The 25,280-nt window shown below is 50.3% G+C and carries 22 protein-coding genes; 17 read left to right on the top strand and 5 right to left on the bottom strand.

Translation table 11 applies throughout. From position 1 onward, the window contains the following. Nucleotides 1–2: 2 nt before the first annotated feature. The 9 genes from lpxD to tilS all read left to right on the top strand — a co-directional run bounded on the left by lpxD (nucleotide 3) and on the right by tilS (nucleotide 10,656). Complete coding sequence (gene lpxD, locus FGI04_RS14050) at nucleotides 3–1,028, top strand: UDP-3-O-(3-hydroxymyristoyl)glucosamine N-acyltransferase (protein ID WP_016942174.1); 1,026 nt, start codon at nucleotides 3–5, stop codon at nucleotides 1,026–1,028. Nucleotides 1,029–1,178: 150 nt separating this feature from the next. Further along, nucleotides 1,179–1,634: a 3-hydroxyacyl-ACP dehydratase FabZ gene (gene fabZ / locus FGI04_RS14045; protein ID WP_012770826.1), complete on the top strand. Its 456-nt coding sequence runs from the start codon at nucleotides 1,179–1,181 to the stop codon at nucleotides 1,632–1,634. 3 nt (nucleotides 1,635–1,637) lie between these two features. Further along, entirely contained in the window at nucleotides 1,638–2,426 is a 789-nt protein-coding gene (gene lpxA / locus FGI04_RS14040; RefSeq protein WP_019844310.1) for an acyl-ACP--UDP-N-acetylglucosamine O-acyltransferase, read from the top strand. Between the two features lie 3 nt (nucleotides 2,427–2,429). Beyond that, complete coding sequence (gene lpxB / locus FGI04_RS14035; protein ID WP_210176629.1) at nucleotides 2,430–3,578, top strand: lipid-A-disaccharide synthase; 1,149 nt, start codon at nucleotides 2,430–2,432, stop codon at nucleotides 3,576–3,578. After that, a complete protein-coding gene (gene rnhB, locus FGI04_RS14030; RefSeq protein ID WP_342700488.1) occupies nucleotides 3,575–4,171 on the top strand; it encodes a ribonuclease HII in 597 nt (198 codons plus the stop codon). The genes lpxB and rnhB overlap by 4 nt, the downstream gene beginning before the upstream one ends. Nucleotides 4,172–4,268: 97 nt before the next feature. Beyond that, entirely contained in the window at nucleotides 4,269–7,751 is a 3,483-nt protein-coding gene (gene dnaE, locus FGI04_RS14025) for a DNA polymerase III subunit alpha (RefSeq protein ID WP_342700489.1), read from the top strand. A gap of 12 nt (nucleotides 7,752–7,763) precedes the next feature. Continuing rightward, a complete protein-coding gene (accA, locus tag FGI04_RS14020) occupies nucleotides 7,764–8,723 on the top strand; it encodes an acetyl-CoA carboxylase carboxyl transferase subunit alpha (protein ID WP_210193872.1) in 960 nt (319 codons plus the stop codon). Nucleotides 8,724–8,930: 207 nt separating this feature from the next. Beyond that, the gene (locus FGI04_RS14015) at nucleotides 8,931–9,320 is read left to right on the top strand and encodes a VOC family protein (RefSeq protein ID WP_407336891.1); all 390 of its coding nucleotides are present in this window, start codon (nucleotides 8,931–8,933) and stop codon (nucleotides 9,318–9,320) included. After that, on the top strand, nucleotides 9,310–10,656 hold the full coding sequence (gene tilS / locus FGI04_RS14010) for a tRNA lysidine(34) synthetase TilS (RefSeq protein ID WP_407336890.1): 1,347 nt from the start codon (nucleotides 9,310–9,312) through the stop codon (nucleotides 10,654–10,656). Before FGI04_RS14015 ends, tilS begins: the two co-directional genes overlap by 11 nt. 45 nt (nucleotides 10,657–10,701) lie before the next feature. Here tilS and rof read toward each other — a convergent pair whose 3' ends face one another. Beyond that, entirely contained in the window at nucleotides 10,702–10,962 is a 261-nt protein-coding gene (rof, locus tag FGI04_RS14005; protein ID WP_012883679.1) for a Rho-binding antiterminator, read from the bottom strand. Next, nucleotides 10,949–11,149: a YaeP family protein gene (locus FGI04_RS14000; RefSeq protein ID WP_012883680.1), complete on the bottom strand. Its 201-nt coding sequence runs from the start codon at nucleotides 11,147–11,149 to the stop codon at nucleotides 10,949–10,951. The genes rof and FGI04_RS14000 overlap by 14 nt, the downstream gene beginning before the upstream one ends. A gap of 238 nt (nucleotides 11,150–11,387) precedes the next feature. Between FGI04_RS14000 and FGI04_RS13995 the strand changes: the two genes are divergently transcribed. Both FGI04_RS13995 and FGI04_RS13990 read left to right on the top strand, forming a co-directional pair. Beyond that, nucleotides 11,388–11,936: a YaeQ family protein gene (locus FGI04_RS13995; protein ID WP_016942165.1), complete on the top strand. Its 549-nt coding sequence runs from the start codon at nucleotides 11,388–11,390 to the stop codon at nucleotides 11,934–11,936. A 45-nt stretch (nucleotides 11,937–11,981) separates the two neighbouring features. Next, on the top strand, nucleotides 11,982–12,584 hold the full coding sequence (locus FGI04_RS13990; protein ID WP_407336889.1) for a copper resistance protein NlpE N-terminal domain-containing protein: 603 nt from the start codon (nucleotides 11,982–11,984) through the stop codon (nucleotides 12,582–12,584). Between the two features lie 93 nt (nucleotides 12,585–12,677). Here the strand turns inward: FGI04_RS13990 and mutS are convergent, their stop codons facing one another. After that, nucleotides 12,678–15,236 carry a DNA mismatch repair protein MutS gene (gene mutS, locus FGI04_RS13985; protein WP_407340096.1) on the bottom strand — a complete coding sequence of 853 codons (2,559 nt, stop codon included), beginning with the start codon at nucleotides 15,234–15,236 and terminating at the stop codon, nucleotides 12,678–12,680. Nucleotides 15,237–15,682: 446 nt separating this feature from the next. Here mutS and FGI04_RS13980 point away from each other — a divergent pair, with 446 nt between their 5' ends. Continuing rightward, complete coding sequence (locus FGI04_RS13980) at nucleotides 15,683–15,853, top strand: hypothetical protein (protein WP_342700498.1); 171 nt, start codon at nucleotides 15,683–15,685, stop codon at nucleotides 15,851–15,853. 255 nt (nucleotides 15,854–16,108) lie between these two features. On the opposite strand, the gene FGI04_RS13975 is transcribed toward FGI04_RS13980, so the two are convergent. Then, nucleotides 16,109–17,698: a methyl-accepting chemotaxis protein gene (locus FGI04_RS13975; protein WP_407336888.1), complete on the bottom strand. Its 1,590-nt coding sequence runs from the start codon at nucleotides 17,696–17,698 to the stop codon at nucleotides 16,109–16,111. Between the two features lie 545 nt (nucleotides 17,699–18,243). Further along, nucleotides 18,244–19,134 carry an oxidoreductase gene (locus tag FGI04_RS13970; RefSeq protein WP_407336887.1) on the bottom strand — a complete coding sequence of 297 codons (891 nt, stop codon included), beginning with the start codon at nucleotides 19,132–19,134 and terminating at the stop codon, nucleotides 18,244–18,246. A gap of 568 nt (nucleotides 19,135–19,702) precedes the next feature. Here FGI04_RS13970 and FGI04_RS13965 point away from each other — a divergent pair. The 5 genes from FGI04_RS13965 (at nucleotide 19,703) to uidC (ending at nucleotide 25,251) form a co-directional block, all read left to right on the top strand. Beyond that, nucleotides 19,703–21,616, top strand: coding sequence for a BglG family transcription antiterminator (locus FGI04_RS13965; protein ID WP_407336886.1), 1,914 nt, complete (start codon nucleotides 19,703–19,705; stop codon nucleotides 21,614–21,616). A gap of 109 nt (nucleotides 21,617–21,725) precedes the next feature. Next, nucleotides 21,726–22,052, top strand: coding sequence for a PTS lactose/cellobiose transporter subunit IIA (locus FGI04_RS13960; protein WP_407320989.1), 327 nt, complete (start codon nucleotides 21,726–21,728; stop codon nucleotides 22,050–22,052). Between the two features lie 12 nt (nucleotides 22,053–22,064). Next, nucleotides 22,065–22,370, top strand: coding sequence for a PTS sugar transporter subunit IIB (locus FGI04_RS13955; protein WP_342699382.1), 306 nt, complete (start codon nucleotides 22,065–22,067; stop codon nucleotides 22,368–22,370). Nucleotides 22,371–22,428: 58 nt separating this feature from the next. After that, a complete protein-coding gene (locus FGI04_RS13950; protein WP_342699383.1) occupies nucleotides 22,429–23,697 on the top strand; it encodes a PTS sugar transporter subunit IIC in 1,269 nt (422 codons plus the stop codon). Between the two features lie 279 nt (nucleotides 23,698–23,976). Next, entirely contained in the window at nucleotides 23,977–25,251 is a 1,275-nt protein-coding gene (gene uidC, locus FGI04_RS13945) for a glucuronide uptake porin UidC (RefSeq protein ID WP_016941722.1), read from the top strand. The last annotated feature ends 29 nt before the right edge of the window (nucleotides 25,252–25,280 follow it).

Genomic DNA, 25,280 nt, shown 5'->3' with positions numbered 1-25,280 from the left:
CCATGTTTTCAATTCGACTGGACGCCTTGGCTCAACAGTTGGATGCACAATTACACGGTGATGGCGATATCGTCATCACCGCTGTTGCTTCTATGCATTCAGCACAAGCTGGACAGATTACATTTTTATCCGATAGCCGCTATCGTGAACAACTGAGCAGCACCCAGGCTTCAGCGGTGGTACTGACTCAAGCGGATTTGCCGTTCTGCAATAATGCCGCTGCACTTGTGGTAAAGAATCCTTATTTGGCCTATGCGCGTATGGCGCAGTTGATGGATACAACGCCGGCGCCTGCACAGGGGATCGCACCTTCAGCGGTGATTGCTCCTGATGCGCGTTTAGGAGATGGGGTTTCGATTGGGGCTAATGCAGTTATTGAATCCGGCGTTGAGTTGGGTGACGGCGTCGTGATTGGTGCCGGTTGCTTCGTTGGTAAGCATGCCCGTATTGGTGCGGGCACCCGGTTATGGGCCAATGTGACGATTTACCATAACGTCGTATTGGGCGAGCAGTGCCTGATTCAGTCCGGTGCGGTAATCGGTTCGGATGGATTTGGGTACGCTAATGATCGTGGCAATTGGATCAAAATTCCCCAGCTGGGAACGGTCATCATCGGCGATCGTGTTGAGATCGGTGCCAGCACCACTATTGATAGAGGGGCGCTGGACGACACCATTATTGGTAACGGTGTCATCATTGATAACCAATGTCAGATTGCACACAACGTTGTGATTGGGGACAATACCGCAGTTGCTGGTGGGGTCATCATGGCGGGCAGTCTGAAGATTGGCCGGTATTGCATGATTGGCGGCGCCAGCGTGATCAATGGTCACATGGAGATTTGCGACAAGGTTACAGTCACAGGGATGGGGATGGTCATGCGGCCGATCACCGAGCCGGGCGTTTATTCATCCGGGATCCCATTACAACCGAACAAGGTCTGGCGCAAAACAGCCGCGCTGGTGATGAATATCGATGAGATGAGTAAACGACTCAAGGCTGTCGAGCGTAAGCTCGAAGACCGTTAATCGTCCGTATTCGTAACACTGTGTTTCGGGTGTAAGACTCACGCCGATGTGCGTAATTTTTGTTTGCGGCCTGCATGTTGTTCCTCCCTTGTTGGGGAATACGCAGGCCGTGTTGTTCATGCTATCGTTTTTATTGACAGGAAGAGTATTTTGAATACAGACACGCATACTCTGCATATCGAAGAGATTCTGGATCTACTACCACACCGCTATCCGTTCTTGCTGGTGGATCGTGTACTGGATTTTGAGAAAGGAAAATTCCTGCGAGCGGTAAAAAATGTTTCTTTTAACGAGCCGTTCTTTCAGGGGCATTTCCCTGGCAAACCGATTTTCCCCGGAGTGTTGATTCTGGAAGCAATGGCGCAAGCTACAGGTATTCTGGCGTTTAAGAGCCTGGGTAAGCTGGAGCCGGGTGAGTTGTATTATTTTGCTGCCGTAGATGAAGCACGTTTCAAACGTCCAGTTGAGCCGGGCGACCAGATGATTCTGGAAGTCGAGTTCATCAAGGAGCGCCGTGGTATTGCGCGTTTCAAAGGCGTTGCTAAAGTTGATGGTGAAGTGGCTTGTGAAGCGGAAATGATGTGCGCTCGTCGTCGGGAGGGCTGATTAGTGATTGATCAAACCGCCTTTATTCACCCCAGTTCCATTGTTGAAGATGGCGCTGTTATCGGTGCCGGTGTGCATATTGGTCCATTTTGCCATATCGGTGCGCAGGTTGAGATCGGTGCAGGTACGGTACTGAAGTCCCATGTCGTTGTTAACGGCATTACCAAAATCGGTTGTGACAATGAGATTTATCAGTTTGTCACGATCGGTGAGGTCAATCAGGACCTGAAATACGCCGGTGAGCCGACCCGTGTTGAAGTGGGCGATCGTAACCGTATCCGTGAGAGTGTGACCATTCATCGTGGTACCGCGCAAGGTGGTGGGTTGACTAAAGTCGGTAACGATAACCTGCTGATGATCAATACCCATATTGCTCACGACTGTGTTGTCGGCAATCGCTGCATTCTGGCGAATAACGCTACGCTGGGTGGTCATGTCAGCGTTGATGATTTCGCGATTATTGGCGGCATGACAGCCGTGCACCAGTTTTGCGTCATCGGCGCGCACGTGATGGTGGGCGGTTGTTCTGGCGTAGCGCAGGATGTCCCTCCGTATCTGATAGCACAAGGCAACCATGCCACGCCATTTGGTATCAATATTGAAGGGCTCAAGCGCCGTGGGTTTGAGAAAGAGACCCTGCACGCTATCCGCAATGCGTACAAGTTGATCTACCGCAGCGGTAAAACGCTGGATGAGGTAAAAGCTGACCTTGAGGCTCTGGCGGCAGAGCATCCAGCGGTACAGGCCTATCTTGATTTCTTTACCCGCTCGACGCGCGGCATTATTCGATAAGACATGACACAACGTCCCTTGACTATCGGACTGGTCGCCGGAGAAACCTCCGGCGATATTCTTGGTGCAGGTTTGATTCGCGCGCTAAAAGCACACGTACCTGATGCCCGCTTTGTCGGTGTGGCTGGGCCGCTGATGCAGGCAGAAGGCTGCGAAGCCTGGTATGAGATGGAAGAGCTGGCGGTAATGGGCGTAGTTGAAGTGCTGGAACGCCTGCCCCGCTTGCTGAAAATCCGTCGTGACCTGACGCAGCGTTTCAGCGAACTGCAACCCGATGTGTTTGTCGGTATCGACGCGCCTGATTTCAATATTACCCTGGAAGGTCGCCTCAAGCGCAATGGTATCAAAACCATCCACTATGTCAGCCCGTCGGTATGGGCGTGGCGACAAAAGCGTGTTTTCAAGATAGGTAAAGCGACGCATCTGGTGCTGGCGTTTCTGCCGTTCGAAAAAGCCTTTTATGACCGATTCAATGTACCTTGCCGTTTTATTGGTCACACCATGGCGGATGCGATGCCATTGCGTCCGGACAAAGCGGCGGCCCGGCGTGCGCTGGGATTGCCGGAGCAGGGGCGTTGTCTGGCGATATTGCCGGGTAGTCGTGGTGCCGAAGTGGACATGTTGAGTGCGGATTTCCTGAAAACGGCGCAGATGCTGCGGCAAACCTATCCGGAACTGGAAATTGTGGTACCGCTGGTTAACTCGCGTCGCCGTGAGCAGTTTGAAAAAATCAAAGCGGACGTTGCGCCCGATATGACAATTCGGCTGCTGGATGGGCAGGCGCGTGAAGCGATGATAGCCTGTGATGCCACGTTGCTGGCGTCCGGTACGGCTGCGCTGGAGTGTATGCTGGCGAAGTGCCCGATGGTCGTCGGTTACCGAATGAAGCCCTTTACCTATTGGCTGGCGAAACGACTGGTGAAAACACCGTGGGTCTCATTGCCCAATTTGCTGGCAGGACGCGAACTGGTCAGAGAATTACTGCAGGATGATTGTACGCCTGACAAACTGTCGGCGGCGTTATTGCCCTGGCTTGAAGGCGGCGATGCGGCACAGCACTTGCAGCAGACATTCTTACATTTGCATGAACAGATTCGATGCGACGCTGATGAACAGGCGGCGCAGGCTGTACTGGAGCTGTGGCGGTCATGAATGAGGTTTTTGTTTATCCACCGGCCCATTGTATTGCCGGGGTGGATGAAGTTGGGCGTGGCCCGTTGGTTGGCGCAGTGGTAACGGCGGCGGTGATTTTGGACCCGAATCGGCCGATCGTTGGGCTGGCAGATTCTAAGACGCTCAGCGAGAAACGTCGTCTGGCGTTATATGATGAAATCCGTGAAAAGGCATTGGCCTGGAGTCTGGGTCGTGCCGAGCCGGAAGAAATTGACACGCTTAATATCCTGCACGCCACCATGTTGGCGATGCAGCGTGCGGTGGCCGCTTTGCCTATTGCGCCAGATTTTGTGCTGATAGACGGCAACCGTTGTCCGATTTTGCCAATGCCGTCACAGGCGGTAGTCAAGGGCGACAGCCGGGTGGCGGAAATCAGTGCGGCCTCGATTCTGGCTAAAGTGACGCGGGACCGTGAAATGGAAGTGCTAGACCAGCAATTTCCAGAGTATGGATTTGCACAGCACAAAGGGTATCCTACGGCATATCATCTTGAAAAGCTGGCGACGTTGGGCGCCACCCTTCACCACAGGCGCAGTTTTGCCCCGGTTAAGCGGGCGCTGGGTCTGGCGTAACGCAACCGTATGTAACACAAGTGCCTGTAACATAAACGCATAATGTGCCTGAAGATCTGCATCAGGCGGGTTACTGAAAAGATTATGGGATCCGGAAATGGCCGAACCACGTTTTGTTCACCTGCGTGTTCACAGTGACTATTCCATGATCGATGGGCTGGCGAAGACCGGCCCGTTGGTAAAAAAAGCCGCCGCGCTGGGGATGCCCGCGCTGGCAATCACCGACTTTACCAACCTGTGTGGGCTGGTGAAGTTCTATGGTGGCGCGCATAGCGCGGGTATCAAGCCGATCATCGGGGCAGACTTTTATCTGCAGAGCGAAGAGTTAGGCGACGAACTGGCGCATCTTACCGTTCTGGCGATGAATAACGAAGGTTACCAGAACCTGACGTTGCTGATTTCGCGCGCGTATCAACGCGGGTATGGCGCTGATGGCCCGACTATTGATCGGGAATGGCTGGTGGAACATCAGGCCGGAATACTGCTGTTGTCCGGTGGGCGTCATGGTGATATCGGCAAGTTTTTGTTGCGTGGTAATCAGGCGTTGGTGGAGCAGTGCGTCGCGTTTTATCAGCAACATTTTCCTCAGCGTTTTTACCTTGAACTGACGCGTACTGGCCGACCGGATGAAGAAAGCTACCTGCATGCGGCAATCAAGCTGGCGACCGCGCATGGCCTGCCGGTCGTTGCGACTAACGATGTCTGTTTTATCAGCCAGGATGACTTTGAAGCGCATGAAATCCGCGTAGCGATTCATGACGGCTTTACACTGGATGACCCTAAGCGCCCCCGTAATTACAGCCCGCAGCAGTACATGCGCAGCGAAGACGAGATGTGCGAGCTGTTTGCCGACATCCCTGAGGCGCTGATTAATACAGTAGAGATCGCCAAACGCTGTAACGTGACTATTCGGCTCGGTGAATATTTCCTGCCGCAATTCCCGACCGGCGACATGTCGACCGAAGACTATCTGGTGATGTGCGCCAAAAAAGGGTTGGAAGAGCGACTGGCGTTCCTGTTCCCGGATGAAGAAGTACGCGCTCAGCGTCGCCCGGAATACGATGAACGTCTGGATATCGAACTCGGCGTTATCAACCAGATGGGGTTCCCCGGCTACTTCCTGATTGTGATGGAGTTTATCCAGTGGTCCAAGGATAACGACGTACCGGTCGGGCCGGGACGAGGCTCCGGTGCAGGCTCGCTGGTGGCGTATGCGCTGAAGATAACCGATCTGGACCCGCTGGAGTTTGACCTGCTGTTCGAACGTTTCCTCAACCCGGAACGTGTGTCGATGCCTGACTTCGACGTCGACTTTTGCATGGAAAAACGCGATCTGGTGATCGATCACGTCGCGGATATGTATGGCCGTGATGCGGTGTCGCAAATCATCACCTTCGGTACCATGGCGGCCAAAGCGGTAATCCGTGATGTGGGCCGTGTGCTGGGGCACCCTTATGGTTTTGTTGACAGAATTTCCAAGTTGGTGCCGCCTGACCCGGGGATGACGCTGGAGAAAGCCTTTGCGGCTGAGCCGCAATTAGGTGAGATCTACGAGGCGGATGAGGAAGTCAAAGCGCTGATCGATATGGCGCGCAAACTGGAAGGGGTGACCCGCAACGCCGGTAAACACGCCGGGGGTGTGGTGATTTCGCCGACCAAAATCACCGATTTTGCGCCACTTTATTGCGATCAGGAAGGTAATCACCCGGTTACCCAGTTTGATAAGAGCGACGTAGAATACGCCGGTCTGGTGAAGTTCGACTTCCTCGGCTTGCGCACGTTGACCATCATTAACTGGGCGCTGGAGATGATCAACGCCCGGCGCGAAAAGCAAGGGCTGGAACCGGTCGATATCGCCGCCATTCCGCTGGACGACAAGAAAAGTTTCGATATGCTGCAGCGTTCGGAAACCACAGCGGTATTCCAGCTTGAATCGCGCGGCATGAAAGACCTGATAAAGCGCCTTAAGCCAGACTGCTTTGAAGACATGATAGCATTGGTGGCGCTGTTCCGTCCGGGGCCGCTGCAGTCAGGGATGGTGGATAACTTCATTGACCGTAAACATGGGCGTGAAGAAATATCCTACCCGGATATCCAGTGGCAGCATGAAACGCTGAAACCGGTGCTGGAACCGACCTATGGTATCATTCTGTATCAGGAACAGGTGATGCAGATTGCCCAGGTACTGGCGGGGTATACCCTCGGTGGTGCGGATATGTTGCGCCGTGCGATGGGTAAGAAAAAGCCCGAAGAAATGGCCAAACAGCGCTCGGTATTCAAAGAGGGTGCTGAGAAGATGGGCGTCGACGGTGAACTGTCGATGAAAATCTTCGACTTGGTGGAAAAGTTCGCCGGTTATGGGTTTAACAAATCGCATTCGGCTGCTTACGCGCTGGTATCGTACCAGACGCTGTGGCTAAAGGCGCACTACCCGGCGGAATTCATGGCGGCGGTGATGACCGCTGATATGGACAACACCGATAAGATAGTCGGGCTGGTAGATGAATGCTGGCGTATGGGATTGAAGATCCTGCCGCCAGACATCAACAGCGGGCTGTACCATTTCCACGTTAATGATGACGGCGAGATTGTCTATGGCATCGGCGCCATCAAAGGGGTGGGCGAGGGGCCAATCGAAGCGATTATCGACGCGCGCAACAACGGCGGTTATTTCCGCGATTTATTTGATCTGTGCGCCCGTACGGATATTAAGAAGCTGAACCGGCGAGTGCTGGAAAAGTTGATCATGTCTGGCGCGTTTGACCGCCTTGGGCCCCATCGGGCGGCGCTGATGAATTCGCTGGCGGATGCCATGAAATCCGCAGAGCAGCATGCGAAGGCGGAGGCTATCGGTCAGGCAGATATGTTCGGCGTACTGGCGGAAACCCCCGAACAGGTGGAGCAATCCTACAGTACCGTGCCGCCGTGGCCAGAGCAGGTGGTGCTGGATGGGGAAAGGGAAACGTTGGGGTTGTACCTGACCGGCCACCCCATCAACCAGTATCTGAAGGAAATCGAACGCTACGCAGGGGGCGTGCGTTTGAAAGACATGCACCCCACGGAGCGGGGAAAAATGACCACTGCCGTTGGGCTGGTGCTTGCCGCTCGGGTGATGGTGACCAAGCGGGGTAACCGCATTGGAGTCTGCACGCTGGATGATCGTTCCGGTCGTCTGGAAGTCATGTTGTTTACCGACGCGCTGGAAAAATATCAGAATCTGCTGGAACAGGATCGTATTTTGATAGCCAGCGGACAGGTCAGCTTTGATGACTTCAGCGGTGGACTTAAAATGACAGTCAGAGAGTTAATGGATATCAGCGAAGCGCGTGAAAAATATGCGCGCGGGCTTGCTATCTCGCTGACTGACAGGCAAATTGATGACCAGTTGTTAAACCGTCTTCGTCAGTCGTTGGAACCCCATCGATCGGGGACGATTCCGGTGCATCTTTACTACCAGCGTCAGGATGCACGCGCCCGGCTACGTTTTGGTGCCGCATGGCGTGTGACGCCTACCGACGTGTTGCTGAATGATTTACGCACCCTGGTTGGTAATGAACAGGTTGAGCTGGAATTTGACTAAAATAGGAATACTATGAGTCTGAATTTTCTTGATTTTGAGCAGCCGATTGCAGAGTTGGAAGCGAAGATTGATTCCCTGACCGCAGTCAGTCGCCAAGATGAAAAATTGGATATTAACCTGGACGAGGAAGTAAAGCGTCTGCGTGAAAAGAGCGTAGAACTGACGCGTAAAATCTTCGCCGATCTGGGTTCCTGGCAGATTGCCCAACTGGCTCGCCATCCGCAGCGTCCTTATACCCTGGACTATGTTAAGCATATTTTCTCCGACTTTGATGAGTTGGCAGGTGATCGCGCTTATGCCGATGACAAAGCGATCGTCGGTGGGATTGCCCGTCTCGACGATCGGCCGGTGATGATTATTGGTCATCAGAAAGGCCGTGAAACCAAAGAAAAAATTCGCCGCAATTTCGGTATGCCGGCTCCGGAAGGCTACCGTAAAGCACTGCGTCTGATGGAGATGGCCGAGCGCTTCAAAATGCCGATCATCACCTTTATCGACACCCCAGGGGCCTACCCGGGTGTGGGCGCAGAAGAGCGTGGTCAGTCTGAAGCGATTGCCCGCAACCTGCGTGAGATGTCCTGTCTGCGTGTACCGATCGTGTGTACCGTTATCGGGGAAGGCGGTTCTGGCGGTGCACTGGCTATCGGTGTTGGCGATAAAGTGAACATGCTGCAATACAGCACCTATTCGGTAATTTCGCCGGAAGGTTGTGCCTCGATTTTGTGGAAGAGTGCGGATAAAGCGCCACTGGCGGCAGAAGCCATGGGCATTACCGCTCCGCGCCTGAAAGAGCTGAAACTGATTGATTCCGTCATCCCTGAACCGCTGGGCTCTGCTCATCGCGATGTAGCAGCGATGGCGGCATCACTGAAATCTCAGTTGCTGTCTGACTTAAAAGAACTGGATACACTGAGCGAACAGGAACTGTTGAACCGTCGTTACCAGCGTTTGATGAACTACGGCTACTGCTGATTTCGCTTACACTACGCCATAAAAGTCCGCGATTGGGAACGATCGCGGACTTTTTGTTATGCTGGTAACGGTTTTTAGACGATGTCATGATTTCCATGGCGGTGATTGCCGGGATTGTCTTATCAGACCCTTTCTCCTTATTTCATTTATTATTCATGGCATCGTATCGATAAGCGTGGTGGTACGCCTTTTCGGAGAACCAACCTTATGCTGACACTGCTGGATATTCACCATATCGCGATTATTGCCTCGGATTATGAGCGCAGTAAGCGTTTTTATTGCGACGTGCTCGGTTTTACGCTGCAACAGGAGGTTTACCGGGTCGCCCGTGATTCCTGGAAAGGGGATCTGGCGCTAAATGACCGCTATTTAATTGAACTGTTTTCATTTCCCTCGCCGCCTGCACGCGTCAGCCGACCGGAAGCCTGCGGGTTGCGCCATCTGGCGTTTGCGGTTGAGGATATCGAACACGCGGTAATTGCGTTGCACGCTGCGGGCGTGAATTGTGAACCGGTACGGACGGATGAGTATACCGGGCGTCGGTTTACGTTTTTCGCTGATCCTGATGGGTTACCGCTCGAATTGTATGAACGCTGAGATCGATATTTCCTCCACACTGCTGACGGCCGTTGGCGAACAGCTCGCTACCGGCGGGCGTTATCTGGTGGCTTACAGCGGTGGTCTGGATTCTACTGTGTTGCTACATGTGATGACGTGCCTGCGTTTGCCTCGCGCCCTGTCGCTACGAGCGGTGTATGTGCATCACGGTTTGAGTGTGAATGCTGATGCGTGGGCAGAGCATTGTCGTACCCAGTGTATTAACTGGCAGGTGCCATTTGATGTGCTGGCAGTGACGGTGGATGCACGAGACGGCGGCATTGAGGCAGCGGCCCGAACGGCGCGTTATCAGGTTTTACGTCAACAGTTGTGCGAGGGAGAAACACTGCTGACAGCTCAGCATCAGGATGATCAGAGCGAGACCTTTCTGCTGGCGCTTAAACGCGGCAGTGGCCCGGCGGGATTAGCCTCAATGGCGGCGTGCGCCACCCTGAACGGTGTGTCGTTGTTGCGACCGCTGTTGGGTATCAGCCGTGAGCAACTGGAGTGTTATGCCCGGTCGCATCAGTTGGTTTGGGTTGAGGACGACAGTAATGCCGATGAGCGTTACGACCGTAACTTCCTGCGTCGGCAAGTGCTGCCGGTGCTCAGGCAGCGCTGGCCCCATTTCCCCTCTGCCGTAGCGCGCAGTGCGGCACTCTGTGCCGAGCAGGAACAACTGTTGGATGAATTGCTGGCGGAGTCGCTGGCAGCGTTGCGCAATGCTGATGGCGCATTAAGTGTGGATGCCCTGATTCCCATGAGCGCGATCCGGCGATTTGCGCTGCTGCGTCGCTGGCTGTCGGAGCAGGGGGCACGCATGCCGTCCCGCGAGCAATTGATGCGATTATGGCATGAGGTGGCACTCAGCCGTGATGATGCCAACCCGCAGTTACAACTCGGCTCATGGCAGGTCAGACGATTTCGTCGTTATCTTTATTGGCTGCCGACGATGCAGTCGGTAACCGATTATGTGTTGCCGTGGCAACCGAGCATAGCGCCGTTATCTCTACCGGATTGTCTCGGGCAACTGACGCTCTCGACATCAGGGACCCGGGTGCGGCAGCCGCGTCGCGATGAAAGCGTGACGGTACGCTTTGGTTTTCAAGGGTATGTACAGATAGTCGGACGTGAACACGGCCGCCCGATAAAGAAGTTGTGGCAGGAACTGGGGGTACCGCCGTGGTTGCGCGATCGTACACCGTTGATATTTTACAACGAGCAGTTGATTGCCGCGGTGGGGCGGTTCGTGACCCGTGACGGGCAGGCAATGCCGGATGATGGCGGGTCGTTTATCGATGGCGAATGGTTTATCGACTGGTGCAAAGCGCAATGAAAACGGACAACCTAAGGTTGTCCGTTCGTGTTGCGAGGAAGGGGGTCAGGGTTCACTGACGACAACTTTTCCAATCTCTGGGTGACTGAAGCTGAGGATATGGTCGAGACGGAGTTCGCGTTGTTGGCCCGCGTCGTCAATCACCAGATATTCGATGTTCTTTCGAGAGATCATATCGCTGGCTTTACCCACCACGACTTCGCCGTTACGCAGTTCTACCGTTAACGTCAAATGCTGCTGGCAGGTGGCCTCCAGGTTATCGTAGTCATCACAATTAATGGGTTGATATTCATTACTCATTGACATAATCGCTCACCAATAAGTTAGCGGCGGCATAGGCCGCCTGTTCCCTGACAGAGGATGGTAACTCGCTGTTTGTCGCGATGCCATCCAGGGTTTTCAACACACAACCCAGCGCGTCGGGTATATACCCCAGATCACCACTGGCGATCTCCGCGTACAGACGGCGTACTAATTCACTGTATTGTTGCACAATATCCTCCCTTAGAGCTTAACCCGGTAGAGATTCATGCACCCTTCGTTGTTATCGTGACTGCAATGTAATTCTACGAAGATAAACTCTCCTCTTCTTTCCGACTATAGCATAGGCCCCGGCAGGTTATCAGCATAATGCAACAGCATATTCTGCCGCTACCGCCGGTTTGACGCGCGCGACTGTGATGTCGGTCGCCGCTGGGGTAGACTACCGGTTCTGTGACAAGGGGTAGAGAATGGCCTTAAAAGCAACGGTTTATAAAGCCAGTGTTAACATCGCCGATATGGATCGCGCGTTTTTCCAGGATGTCAGCCTGACGTTGGCTCAGCACCCTTCGGAAACCGACCAACGCATGATGCTGCGACTGTTGGCATGGATCTGTCATGCTGATGAGCAGCTGCGTTTTACCAAAGGATTGTGTGCGGATGACGAACCAGAAATCTGGCGACACAGCGACGACGGTCGAGTGCTGTTATGGGTGGAACTGGGTCTGCCAGACGAGAAGCGTCTGAAGAAGGCCTGCAGTCTGTCACCGGATGTGGTGCTCTATGCTTACGGTGAGCGTGCCGCCCGGGTTTGGTGGCAAAGCATGGCTGATAAAGCGCGAGCCCTGACTAACCTGACGGTACGTTTTTTGGATGATCAGCAACTGGCGAGCCTGGCAGCGTTAGCCAGACGCACCATGACGTTACAAGCGACGTTACAGGAGGGAACTATTTGGCTGTCCGACGATCAGAATAATCTGGAATTGTCGTTCAGTGACTGGCAAATTGCACAGGGTTAGGGATGATCTGACGGCATGCCAGCACAACACAGCAGGAGAATAAGGATGAAAAAACTGGCGACAGGGGTGATGCTTGTTGTTCTATTATCGGGGCTGATGGGATGCCATTCCCGTTCTCAGGTTCAGGATGAGCCGCTACGCCCGATGGCGCAGTATTATCGCGGTAAGCTGCCTTGCGGTACCTGCGGCGATGTGGATACCTCGCTTTTTTTAAGTGCGGATGGCAGTTTTGTTATGCAGGAGAGCTATCCGTCGGGGGCTGATGGCAAGGCTACGGTTGCGGAATCCGGTCGCTGGAGTCGCACTGCCGAGCGCCTGGTGTTGACCGATAGTCATGGTGAGAAGCGTTATTTCCGCCCGTCGAACAACGATCTGGAAGCGTTGGGTGATGATGGTCATCCGCTGGCGGCAGCTTCGCGTTACCGGCTCCTGGCGGTAGATAAGCAAGAGGCATCGGTGGCACCTGATTGCATTAGCTGGCTTTCGAATGCCGACATGGGGACGGGGACTACCGTGGCTGAGCGTCATATCACCAAACAACCGGGTGGGTATGTGTTCTCGGTGACAACCACGCAAGGGGTGGCAGCCATCCGTGTGAGCTATTACTCCCATTCCCGCGTGATCGCTTATCCTGCCTCGTCGTCTTGATCTCGTCGTTGTAAATCACGACGTGAGCAGGTCAAATCGACCGGTGTGAGCGGAGAACCTGAGCCGTGCTGTTCCCCGCTCGGTGTGTTCCCTTTACAGCATGCCTTTTAGTTTATACAGCCAGTCCAGTGCCTGACGCGGTGTCAGCGCATCGGGGTCGATAGACTCCAGCGCTTCCAGCGCCGGTGACGGCTCAACTGGTGCGAGTAGCGCCAGTTGCGAGCCATCGACATGGCTGGCGGAGGCATGACCAGCCAGCGACTCCAGTTCTTTCAGCTTTTGTCTGGCCCGTTTGATGACCTCTTTGGGTACGCCAGCCAGCGCAGCAACCGCCAGCCCGTAACTCTTGCTGGCCGCCCCTTCCTGCACGCTGTGCATGAACGCTATCGTGTCGCCGTGTTCCAGTGCGTCAAGATGGATATTGATCACCCCTTCCATTTTCTCCGGCAGGTTGGTCAGCTCGAAGTAGTGGGTGGCGAACAATGTCATGGCTTTGATGTTGTTTGCCAGTGCTTCGGCACAGGCCCAGGCCAGCGACAAACCATCATAGGTGGAGGTGCCGCGCCCGATTTCATCCATCAGTACCAGGCTGTGTTCGGTGGCGTTATGCAGAATATTGGCGGTTTCCGTCATTTCCACCATAAAGGTAGAGCGGCCAGACGCGAGGTCATCAGCGGCACCGACGCGGGTAAAGATACGGTCAACCGGGCCAATGACGGCCTGTTCGGCCGGGACGTAACTGCCAATATGTGCCAGTAAGACAATTAACGCCGCCTGGCGCATGTAGGTGCTTTTCCCGCCCATATTGGGGCCGGTGATGATCAGTAGTCGACGCTGGGGAGACAGTGACAAGGGGTTGGCAATAAACGGTTCGCTCAGTACCTGCTCGACGACGGGGTGACGGCCACCGCTGATCTTGACCCCCGGTTTGTCACTCAGGGTCGGGCAGACGTAATGCAGCGTATCGGCGCGCTCTGCCAGATTGCTCAGTACATCCAGTTCTGCCAGTGCAGCCGCACTTTGCTGGAGTTCCGCCAGATGTGGCAATAACAGGTCGAACAGCTCGTCATACAGCGCTTTTTCCAGCGCCAGCGCCTTGCCCTTTGAGGTCAGTACCTTATCTTCGTATTCTTTCAGCTCGGGAATGATATAACGCTCGGCGTTTTTGAGCGTCTGACGGCGGACATAGTTCATCGGCACCAGGTGGCTTTGCCCACGACTGACCTGAATGTAGTAACCGTGTACACCGTTAAAACCGACTTTCAGCGTATCGATACCGAGCCGTTCACGCTCGCGGATCTCCAGTTTATCCAGATAATCGCTGGCGCCGTCAGCCAGCATGCGCCATTCGTCCAGCTCGTCGTTGTAGCCGCTGGCAATCACCCCACCGTCGCGTACCAACACCGGCGGAGCTTCTACCACAGCGCGTTCCAGCAGGTCGCGCAGTTCATCGAAATGGCCGATAGAAGCGCGTAACTGCTGTACGGCTTCGGCGTTGACGGTTTCCAGCAAGGCATGGATATCGGGTAGTTGCTGAAATGCGTGGCGCATTCTGGCTAAATCACGCGGGCGTGCGGAGCGTAACGCCAGACGCGCCAAAATACGCTCCAGGTCGCCAACCTGTCGCAGAAACGGTTGCAGTTCGGCGGCGGTATCCTGCAGCGCGCCGATAGCTTGTTGACGTTGCAGCAATGCCTGAGTATCGCGAATAGGGGCATGCAACCAACGCTTAAGCATACGGCTGCCCATCGCGGTTACGGTTCGATCGAGCACAGAGGCCAGCGTGTTGTCGACCCCACCAGACAGGTTCTGCGTCAATTCCAGATTACGGCGGGTTGCCGCATCCATAATAATGCCGTCCTGCTGGCGCTCCATGGTGATGCCACGGATATGCGGCAGCGATGTGCGCTGGGTATCTTTGGCATACTGCAACAGGCAACCTGCGGCACGCAGGCCCAGTCGGGCTTGCTCTACGCCAAAACCTGTCAGGTCACGGGTGCCAAATTGCAGGTTTAGCTGCTGGCGAGCGGTATCAAGCTCGAATTCCCACAACGGACGGCGGCGCAGCCCGTGGCGGTGTTCAATCAGGGACATCGCGTCGAACGTTTCCGGATAGAGCAGTTCTGCCGGGTTGGTGCGCTGCAACTCAGCCGCCATGGTTTCCTTATCAACCGGCTCGACCAGACGGAAACGACCTGAGCTGATATCCAGCGTGGCGTAACCAAACCCCTGGCTTTCCTGCCAGATGGCGGCCAGCAGGTTATCTTGTTTTTCCTGTAACAGCGCTTCGTCACTGATGGTGCCGGGGGTAACGATGCGAACCACTTTACGTTCTACCGGCCCTTTGCTGGTCGCCGGGTCGCCAATTTGTTCACAAATCGCCACGGATTCGCCTAACTGCACCAGCCTTGCCAGATAGTTTTCTACCGCGTGATGAGGGACACCGGCCATTGGAATCGGCTCACCCGCTGACGCGCCACGTTTGGTGAGCGAGATATCCAGTAATTGCGACGCGCGTCTGGCATCGTCATAAAACAGCTCATAGAAGTCACCCATACGGTAAAACAGCAAAATATCGGGATGCTGGGCTTTCAACTTCAGATACTGCTGCATCATGGGGGTGTGGGCGTCTAAACTCTCTGGTGTACTCATCGCGTTGTGATGTCCATCTTCTTAAATTTTAATGCGTTAATGATACTGGCGATGCTCATTAGCGCGCATGAAATCCTGTGTTGTACTGCTGGTCGGTTTGGTTATCACCCGATAATAAGGGACATAGCCGACCCGCATGGCTTTCATTCGTATGCAGGCTGCATGATAACGGAGTCTTCAAGGCAGGAAAACAAGAGGGGACGCCGCATTCTTCGAGCGCGCTCGAAACAATCGCGTTTGGTGATGGCGGTGACGTGGCTATCGATGAACATCGAGGCCTGGATGGCTGATGGGGTAAATAGGCGTAAATCAAAAATAGCAGAAAGTATCACTCGTCTAAGCTTGCAGGGGGCGAGTGAGTATATGTGATGTTGTTTCGATGTTTTGGTATACAGTTTGTAATGCGGTGTTTTTTGAACAACTATCGTTGGATTAGGGAGGGCTTAATGATCAATAACAGAAAAAAAGAGCAGGCAACTTATGCTAAACCTTCTCGCTCTGACATTGTGCGTTCTGTAGCGACGTCAACGGCTGTCGAAACAGGCCAGCCATCAGCTAGCGTCGAAGCTTCGCTTGAAGCCGCACGCAAGAAATTCGCGCATCTTAGCCTTGCTTAGTCCCTTCTTAATGCCTCACTGACCCTGTGTTTCATCGGCTCATGGTTCATCGACATACCTGAGTGAACAACTGAGATATACTGGGTTTTGTTCTGCTCGCAGTGTGATGTCCCTCTTCTTAAATTTTATGCGTTAATGATACTGGCGCACTGCGCAGCATAGCTGGCAACACTTCTCCCATCATTACCAGCTATGCCTATACCTCAACGAGCAATATGACGTTCTGGACGTGATGCCGTCTCAGTGGCGTCTGTATCAAAATGTTGACCAATGTTCAGCCGCGGGTTCTGAGGTTTTGCGTGTTGCGTTTCTTCCTCCTGAAGAGTCCTGGCTGGACGCCAACAGAGGCGTTGCCTGATCTGCAACAGCCAGGTATCCATGATCGGCACTGGCTTGCATTGCCTTGTTTTCCAGTTGGAATCGTCCCACCAACCCGGCAAGTAATTGCGACTGGTGGGTGAGGTTTTTCGCCGTCGTGGCGTCTTTTTCGACCAGCGATGCGTTTTGTTGTGTTACGAGGTCGAGCTGCCCTACGGCATCGGTGATTTGACTGATGGCGGAGACCTGCTCCTTCGCCGTAGAACTGATCTCTGTGATGAACTCCGAGACTGTGTGTACTTGCGAAACGATGCTGTCCATCGATGCGCCAGCGCTTTCAACCAGATGCGAACCGTTTTCGACTTTCTCCATACTGGAGCTGATCAGTTTTTTGATCTCTTTAGCGGCTTCAGCACTGCGTTGGGCCAGTGAGCGGACTTCACCCGCAACAACGGCAAAACCTCGACCCTGCTCACCGGCGCGAGCGGCTTCAACCGCTGCGTTCAGGGCCAGAATGTTAGTCTGGAAGGCGATGCCATCAATGATGGCGATGATCTCCGTGATTTGCTGGGCGCTGGTAGTAATGTCTTGCATGGTTGAGATCACCTGATGCATCACATCACCCCCTTGTTGCACTGTATCACGGGTTGACGACACGAGCCTGGTTGCTTGCTCCGCTGTTTCCGCGTTCTTTTGTACCGCGGAGCGAATCTCCATCATTGACGCTGTAGTCTGCTGCAAGCTGGATGCCTGCTCTTCCGTACGCTTGCTCAGATCGGTGTTGCCTGTGGATATCAGCATTGAATCGGTGAAAATAGCGTCGGAACTGGTACGCACCATCGCGACGATGCTTTGCAGACTATCTTTCATGTTGGCCAACGCGTTGAGCATTTCTCTGGCTTCGTCGCGGCCATGTACCTGGATGTGGCAGGTCAGGTCGCCCTCGGCAATCTTCTGTGCCGCGTCGCAGGCATTCAGCAACGGTGATGAGACCGCTGTGTGCAGACGACGGCGTGCACCGATGTAAAGGGCTAAACACACACATAGCGCCCCGATAAGCACGCCCATGCTGGTTCTGGCGTTCGATGCCTCGAGCGCATCAAAGGCTGCCAGGTTCTTATCAGCGAACGCATTAGAAACCTCAACAGTCTTGTCCACCGCTACGCGATGCGCTTCATAGAGTTTGTGTACGCCAGTCAGCCCCGCGCGCGCGGCCGCGGTATTGCCAGCGGCCAGCGGCTGCAATACGTCACGGCGCGCCGCCTCCAGGAATTTCAGCGCGGCATCGTGTTGTTCTCCCAAAAGATATTGCTCAATACCGAAGGTCGGTGTCTTGCGCCAGTAGTCCACGCGAGTGGTATAGTCCTGGGCCAGTTTGTCGAACGTTTTGGTCGCTTCGGCTGGTGATAGCGTGCCATCAAGCCCTTGCGATAACGTTAGCCTCGCTTCTATCAGGTATAGAGGCGGTGGCAGGATATCCGCAGTGATGTCTTTAGCGGTGAAGATCTTACTGGCCTGCGAGAGCATCTGTTGCCCTGACCGCCAATTGACCGCACCTTGTGTTAACACAGATCCTAGACCGATAAGCAGCAAAAAAAGTAGGATGGATTTTATCGATTTCATTGGAACATCCTCTGAGTAGCGTCCTGGCAGAGAGTTTTTCTGCACCCGAATTCGTTGCCAGCGAGAAGCTCGTGGCTGACTAAGCACACAGGGTCAAATGGCCGCCTCATCGTCCTGCACGTCATTCCTGAACGCGGCTCATGAATTCCTACAATAATTGTAATCGTTCTGGCACATATTGCTCGGGGCAATGGTCATGATAATCGGTCATTTCAGGCTATTTTTAAGGGAAATGTGTTGCCGGAATGGGAGCTTTGTTTTTATAAAACAAGGTGATTTTCAGGATTTTTTTGTCAGGAAGATTCCAGCCCTTGTTGTGGGCTGGTTGTGTTGACCCGCTTCCTGTCGGTTAGTGCAATCCAGAATTAGACAATTATTCTAATGATTTGGACCCAGGCCTAAAACAGAACGATTGGGTCTGTCCGTATAGGTGCTCTACTTACCTACCATCAACCCGGTCCCTCGCTTGCTGCTGCCAACAGGGGAACCAGCACATCGCTGATGGGGGTGGGAATACCGTGTAAATGACCGTAGCGCTGGATCACGCCATTGCGGATATCCCACTCCAGTGGGCGATTAGCCTGTCGGTCGGCGAGGATTGAGGTGCTTAAATCTGCTGGTGCATGATGGAAAACATCAACGATCTCCTGTGGAACGCTATCATCAAGCTTCGCGCCTTGCGCACGTGCGACTGCCAGACATTCACGCAGATAGGCCAGCGCCAGCTCGGCAATATCCCCGCGAGAGAACATCCCGGCGCGGCGATTTGCCAGCACCATCAGGCCACCGACGGCATTTTGCAGCAGTTTACGCCAGGCCACCGAAGTGAAATCCGATGACAATTCAACCGCGCAGCGGGTGCCGCTGAGCGCATCAACGACCCGTTTTGCCTGCGGCACATCCGGCAGTGTCAGTCGTGGTTTGGCGCGCAGCCAGACAGAGGCATCTGGCTCACGCTGTGCCGGGAACCAGACGACTGAAGGCAGCACCTGTGCGCCGTTGACCAACGGGGTCAGTTGGTTTTTCTGCTCGACACCATTTTGCAGTGCACACACGACAGTATTTTCATCGCACAGTGTCGCCAGCCAGTCGGTGCAATCAGCCACCTGGGTCGTTTTCACCGCAAGAAACACCAAATCGAACGGATGGTTGAGCGTCGCAGGGTTATTCAATACCGGGCCAGGCACCACCACTTCACCGTCATCGTGGCGCAGAACTAACTGAGGATGCGCAGTGCGCCCGCAAAGGACTGGCGTGCGGTTAATGTCATGCAGTAGCGCCGCGATAGTGGTGCCGATAGCACCGGGGCCAATAAGCGCAATCGAAGGATGGTCTGGCATCTTGTCTCTCCTGATTTGACTAATTCATCACCAGTGTGCCGGTAGTCATCGTCGAGCGCAATTGGGTAGGATCGGGATGACGGACAGTCAGGCACTCCCCTATATAACAGATATGAGCCTATCTACGTCACCCGGCTTCAATCACCCAGTGGCACTGTCTCTATATTTTCAGCCGCTACGAAAATGTCGTCTCCATTCTCTGAATGGCGACCTCTCGGCAGGTAATATTGTCGGGTACGCTTCCGTGTATTAGTGAGTTTGTATATATCCAGTCTTTTAATATGCGGAGTGACTCTTTGAGTCAATTGAATTGTGTTTAATAACCGTGAACGGTAATGCGTGGCTATGTATTAACGTGATTTTTGGTGATAGTGCATTTTATTTTTTGTTCTTATTAGTCTCTTATCATTGATGAGAGAGTGTTTTTGTGTGACGAGGATCAAAAAAACAACCCTTATGTCCAAATGATTACCAGAACTTCATGGTGACGGCTTGGGTGGAGTTTCCTGATTAAGGGTGATAGAGTCAAATTGGGGTGAAACATGATGATTATTATAAAGGGGATGAGATGTATAGTAAATTATCAGTCCTTTTTAATGAGTTGCTTGATGGTGAGTATCATACTGCTCGTGATTTGGCAGCCAGGATTACTGTTAGTGAAAAAACAGTTCGTAGTAGATTAAAAGATCTTAATGATTTTTTAATTTCACATGGTGGAATGATTACATCAAGATCTAATATGGGGTATAAACTTGTTGTTGATAATCATGATGATTTTAATGAGTTTGCCATTTCACTCGGTAAGGATATTAAAGGGCCGCATCCAACAACCTCAAATGAAAGAGTTTTCTTTATCCTGAATTTCCTTTTAAATCGTAATGACTATATAAAATTAGATGATTTATGTGACCAGTGTTATGTCTCTCGTAATACGATTAGTGCGGATATGAAAAAAGTAGAATATATACTTCACATACATCATCTTATTTTAGAGAGACGCCCTAATTATGGGGTTATTATCAATGGGAGTGAATTTAATAAAAGAGTTTGTATCGTTAATAATCTTATAAAACGCAGTGATTATATGAACGCTGACGGTAAGAAAGATGAGAAACTAAAGATTATTGGTAATGTTGTTTTGTCTGTTTTATATAAGTATGAATTGCGTATATCAGAGGTTTCATTAGAGAGTTTTATTTCGCATATTTTTATTGCTGTATATCGACTTCAGCAAATGCAACTGGTCGCTATTGATGGTGATCGAATAATGGAAATGATGAAACCAGATGTGCTTGTTGCAGCAAACGAGATCTCACATGCTATTCAAGAGGCATTTCAGATTGTGCTGCCTGAAAGTGAGGTTTTATATATTTCACTGCATATGGGAGCAAAACTATCTTCTGATTCTTATAAGAAATCAGGAGGGAATATCATCATTTCAAGGAAAATTGATGAATTGACATGGAGAATGTTAGAGATTTTATATAAGAGTTTCAAGATCGATTTCATGGATAATCTTGAGCTAAGAATGTCGTTGAATCAGCATATGGTGCCATTGGATATAAGAATGCAGTATGGCATTCCACTGAGTAATCCATTATTGCATGAAATCAAGAAGGAGTATGCATTTGCTTATACTATGGCTGCAACGGCATGTATTGCGCTCTCTGAACACTATGCTACCAAGATCCCAGATGATGAAGTCGCTTATTTTGCAATTCTTTTTGAGCTGGCTTTGGAGAAAAAAGATAAGAATATTGATAAGAAAAATATCATTGTAGTGTGCTCATCAGGCAAAGGCACGACTCAATTATTTATGTATAAGTATAAGCAGGCCTTCGGGAAATATATCGATAGAATTTATGAATGTACCGCCTGGGAGTTATCGTTATTCGATTTTTCAAAAAATAGCATTGACTATATATTTACAACTATCCCTATTAATGTTGATGTGCCGGTTCCTGTTTTTGAGGTGAATCTTTTTCTTGAAAATAAGGATATAGCTACATGTAGTGAGATATTTGAAAGTAGTAGTAATACTTTTCTTAATAGATATTACCTTCCCGAGCTTTTTTTTACGGATATCGATGCTTCGACTAAAGAAGAGGCCCTTGATATATTATTTCGATATACAAGTAAACACCATCAGTTACCGGAAGGGTTTCTTGATGCGGTAATGAAGCGTGAAATGCTGGGACAAACTGACTTTGGTAATTTAGTTGCCATTCCTCATCCCTTTCAGGTCATGACTGAGGTGAGTTTTGTCACTGTAGGAATCTTAAAAAAGCCCATTTGGTGGGGACATAATGAGGTACAGATCGTTTTTCTCATCTCTATCTCTTCCGAAGAAGATGCCGATATAGGCCGTTTTTATCAATTGACAACAAAGTTATTATTTGATGCTGAGGCTATCAATAAATTGATTGCTAATCAATCATTTGATGTGATGATGATGCTACTGAAAGGTTTGCCGACATCATAAGTAGATTGCAATGTTGACCAGATTAAACATGGTAAATCTTCCGCTGGAGAACATGACTGCCGGTCGCTAAGATTGCCTTAAATAGCCATAGTGAGCAGGAGGAGTATTAATGATGGAAATTAGCCTGGAAGATATTATTACAGAGTTAGTGGTGAACGGTGGTAGTGCTAAGAGTAAAGCCATGCAGGCAATGAAAGCAGCCCGGATGGGGGATTTCGATACGGCAGAAATACGCATTGCCGAAGCGAATGAATCTTTGCAACAAGCGCATTTTTTTCAAACGGAATTGATTCAGGCAGAGGCGCGTGGAGAAAAAAAAGCCTCTGTTTCACTTATCATGGTTCATGGACAGGATCATTTAATGAATGCGATGACAACCAGAGATATTGCTCTTGAAATGATAGAAATGTACAAAATTATTAAAAATAAGGAATAGCAAGGAGAGTCTATGATTCATATTACTTTGGTTTGTGCAGCGGGTATGTCAACCTCCATGTTGATGGCGAAAATGCAACAAAGTGCTAAAAGCAAGAACATTGATGCTAGCATTATTGCAATGCCAGAGGAGAAATTTAAAAATTATAATGGTCAAACGGAAATACTATTGTTGGGTCCACAAATTTCTTATCTTGAAGATGATTTAAGAGAAAAATATGAGCCGCGTGGAATAAAGGTTTCTGTTATTGATATGGTTGACTATGGAACCATGAATGGTGAAAAGGTACTAATGGATGCACTAAGTCTGTTGAATTAAATTTCAACTGAAAAGGTATTAATTTTCACGGTTCAACATTCGTAGCCAGGGGAGCCCTATGTCTAATTTTGATAGAAAAAAGATAACCAATAAAATCCATCCTGTAGTAAATAAAATTCAGACCAGTAAACTGGTGAATGGCATTACAGGCGGAATGATGGGGGCAATGCCTATTACTATATTAGGTGCATTTGCTGCATTGTTCTTAAACCTACCAATCCCAGCCTACAAGGAGTTTATCATACAGGCAGGCATTGCTGGGGCATTAAAAACAATTATCATGTTCACTACTAATTTCCTGGCTGTTATATTTGGTGTGGCTATTGCTGGGAGTTATGCGAAACAGCATGATGAAGATGGTTTGTTTTGTGGACTACTGGCGCTACTGAACTTTTTTATCGTTACACCAGTCGATTTTTCTGAAAAAGGATTGCCGTTGATTCCCATGCAGTGGCTGGGAGGTACAGGTATATTCACTGCTATTGTCGTTAGCCTGCTATCAACATGGATCTATATTTTTTTGAAACGCCAGGGATTCACTATAAAAATGCCGGAAAGCGTTCCTCCCGTTGTTTCAAGTAGTTTTAGTAGCCTGATTCCTGGATTTGCATCTATTATATTTTTTACGGCAGTCTCTGTTGTTTTTACCATTACGCCATTTAAAAGCCTGCATCAATTTATCTATGCATTTCTGCAGCTTCCGTTGCAAGGTGTCGGCGGGAATATTGTTTCCATCATAATACTGTGGACTCTGGCACAGTTACTGTGGTTTATGGGTATTCATGGCACAATGGTAATATATTCTGTCGTTTTGCCTATTTTTACCGCAATGGATGCTGTGCAACTTTCAGCATATTCTGCCGGTGAGGCATTGCCTAATATTACTGGTCGCTCATTCGTCAGTACTTATACAATGTCTGCCAGTGCTATTGGTTTGACACTGCTTATGCTGTTTTTTTCAAAAAGTCAGCAGTTTAAAACATTAGGAAAATTGACAACAATTCCAGCATTGTTCGGTATAAGCGAACCTCTGGTGTTTGGTACGCCTATGGTTTTTAACTTTCGCTTTGCCATTCCATTTATCTTTATGAATGCTATCAGTTTGGGTATTGCTTATCTGGTTACTTATATAGGCCTGGTACCAAGAGTCGCAGGGATAACACCAATAACAGGCATGCCGATTATATTGAGCGGTATTATGGAAGGAAGTTGGAAGATTGCTGTGTTACAGGTTTTTTTAGTCGGTGTGCAAATTCTGGTTTGGTACCCGTTCTTCAGAAGAGCTGATAACGCCTCTTATGCTTTAGAAATGGGTGAGAAAAAATAAATACAATAACAGGTTGCTCTGATTAGTAATTATACCCTAAATGATTCGAGTTGAGGGAAAGGCATATTGGTGTTTCCAAAACGCTATGCCTTAGTTCTTTAACGAGAAGCTTATTATGTACAGGATAATAACACTAATTCATCTTTCACGTGAAGTATGATGTCGATATCAATTAAATTAGATGATTTGCTAGTTGCTATTTTTAATTCTGATTAACCATGTGTCTGGTATTTATCGTTATTTTAAATAAAAACCTCATGTACTCTATAGAGAATAATTATGATGAAAAATAGAAAATTATCCATTTTGTTTTTTATTTTGGTGTCTGGCACATTAGCAGTACAGGCCGCGGAAATTAATGATAATGAGGATTCATTAAGAATTCGTCTAAAAAATGATTTCCGGCGTGCAGATCGACCCAGTGCTGGTGCTGCATCAAGAGATATTTATGGGTGGGTTCAGGGGACCATGCTTGATGCCAATACCCATTATTATTCTGATTTTATCGGAGCCGAAGCCGGGGGGTATTATGTTTATAAACTAGGTGCGAAAGCGCGTTGGAGTACCCGTGGATATCTTGCAGACTATGACAGCTTTGGTCTTGCTTCCGGTGCGATCAAGCTAAAGCCGACAGATAATATCTATGTAAAAATAGGCCGTTTTGGTACTGATAATGGTTATGGTAGTTTACCATATCGAGTTCCGCTTATTGCGTCTGGCTCAACGAGAACCATGCCAACACTTTCTGAAGGTGTCATTGGTCGTTATGATGTCGATAAAAATATTGATATATGGGCTATGTACAGAACCCGTGTATTCCTCTGGCCTGATGCGGCTGTGGGGGTTCGCAATGAAGGGATCTATAACTCTGCGACAGGTCGCTATGATACAAAACGTGCCCGTTCTTTTTTAGCGGGCAGTTGGCATGACGATAGTAGTCGTTATTCCCTCGGAGGTTCATGGCAAAGTGATGTTTCATCTCAATATGAAGCAATTGTTGAGAAAAAATTCTCTCTCGAAAATAAAGATACGATAAAAGTCGAACTACTTGCATTCCACGCAATGCTGGATGGGGTTTCACGCTCTCGCAGTACTCATGATAATACTCAGGTATATTCGGGGCAGGTAACTTACAGTATGCCAAAATTAAGTTTCTTTGGCGCTGCTGGTATGGTCACCCATGCCATGAATAATATTGGCTCCAATGTGGATACAGATATTGGATATCCCAATTCTCTTAGCATTGATAGAAACAAAGAAGATATGTTTTCTTTCCAGGCCGGGGTGCAATATTTTTTCCAGCCTAATTTTAGCGTAATGATTGCACCACTTATTACCCATGGGTATGAGGATGCCAATAGAACCATTGAAATTAACGGCCGAGGTATTCTTACCGGGGTGTTCTATAACATAAAAGAAGGGCCACTCTCAGGTGTGAAAATGTATGTGGCATCCGATGTGGCAAAAGAAAAAAGAAATGGTAGCAAACTCGGCAATGAGTTGAATTACTGGGATGTAAAAGCAGGAATACAGTACGATTTTATGTGGAAGTAAATACTGTGTTTGTCTTCTCGATATGAAAA

This window comes from Dickeya ananatis, assembly GCF_019464615.1.
GTDB lineage: Bacteria > Pseudomonadota > Gammaproteobacteria > Enterobacterales > Enterobacteriaceae > Dickeya > Dickeya oryzae.
This window is presented reverse-complemented; position numbering and strand designations above follow the sequence as displayed.

Bases quoted from the DNA above. Each gene is read 5' to 3' on its own strand.
- FGI04_RS13950 (WP_342699383.1), top strand. From the start codon at position 22,429: ATGTCTAATTTTGATAGAAAAAAGATAACCAATAAAATCCATCCTGTA.
- FGI04_RS14015 (WP_407336891.1), top strand. From the start codon at position 8,931: ATGCTGACACTGCTGGATATTCACCATATCGCGATTATTGCCTCGGAT.
- accA (WP_210193872.1), top strand. From the start codon at position 7,764: ATGAGTCTGAATTTTCTTGATTTTGAGCAGCCGATTGCAGAGTTGGAA.
- FGI04_RS13965 (WP_407336886.1), top strand. From the start codon at position 19,703: ATGTATAGTAAATTATCAGTCCTTTTTAATGAGTTGCTTGATGGTGAG.
- uidC (WP_016941722.1), top strand. From the start codon at position 23,977: ATGATGAAAAATAGAAAATTATCCATTTTGTTTTTTATTTTGGTGTCT.
- rof (WP_012883679.1), bottom strand. From the start codon at position 10,962: ATGTCAATGAGTAATGAATATCAACCCATTAATTGTGATGACTACGAT.
- tilS (WP_407336890.1), top strand. From the start codon at position 9,310: ATGAACGCTGAGATCGATATTTCCTCCACACTGCTGACGGCCGTTGGC.
- FGI04_RS13975 (WP_407336888.1), bottom strand. From the start codon at position 17,698: ATGCTCTCGCAGGCCAGTAAGATCTTCACCGCTAAAGACATCACTGCG.
- FGI04_RS13970 (WP_407336887.1), bottom strand. From the start codon at position 19,134: ATGCCAGACCATCCTTCGATTGCGCTTATTGGCCCCGGTGCTATCGGC.
- FGI04_RS13980 (WP_342700498.1), top strand. From the start codon at position 15,683: ATGATCAATAACAGAAAAAAAGAGCAGGCAACTTATGCTAAACCTTCT.
- mutS (WP_407340096.1), bottom strand. From the start codon at position 15,236: ATGAGTACACCAGAGAGTTTAGACGCCCACACCCCCATGATGCAGCAG.
- FGI04_RS13990 (WP_407336889.1), top strand. From the start codon at position 11,982: ATGAAAAAACTGGCGACAGGGGTGATGCTTGTTGTTCTATTATCGGGG.
- lpxD (WP_016942174.1), top strand. From the start codon at position 3: ATGTTTTCAATTCGACTGGACGCCTTGGCTCAACAGTTGGATGCACAA.
- dnaE (WP_342700489.1), top strand. From the start codon at position 4,269: ATGGCCGAACCACGTTTTGTTCACCTGCGTGTTCACAGTGACTATTCC.
- rnhB (WP_342700488.1), top strand. From the start codon at position 3,575: ATGAATGAGGTTTTTGTTTATCCACCGGCCCATTGTATTGCCGGGGTG.
- FGI04_RS13960 (WP_407320989.1), top strand. From the start codon at position 21,726: ATGATGGAAATTAGCCTGGAAGATATTATTACAGAGTTAGTGGTGAAC.
- lpxB (WP_210176629.1), top strand. From the start codon at position 2,430: ATGACACAACGTCCCTTGACTATCGGACTGGTCGCCGGAGAAACCTCC.
- FGI04_RS13955 (WP_342699382.1), top strand. From the start codon at position 22,065: ATGATTCATATTACTTTGGTTTGTGCAGCGGGTATGTCAACCTCCATG.
- FGI04_RS13995 (WP_016942165.1), top strand. From the start codon at position 11,388: ATGGCCTTAAAAGCAACGGTTTATAAAGCCAGTGTTAACATCGCCGAT.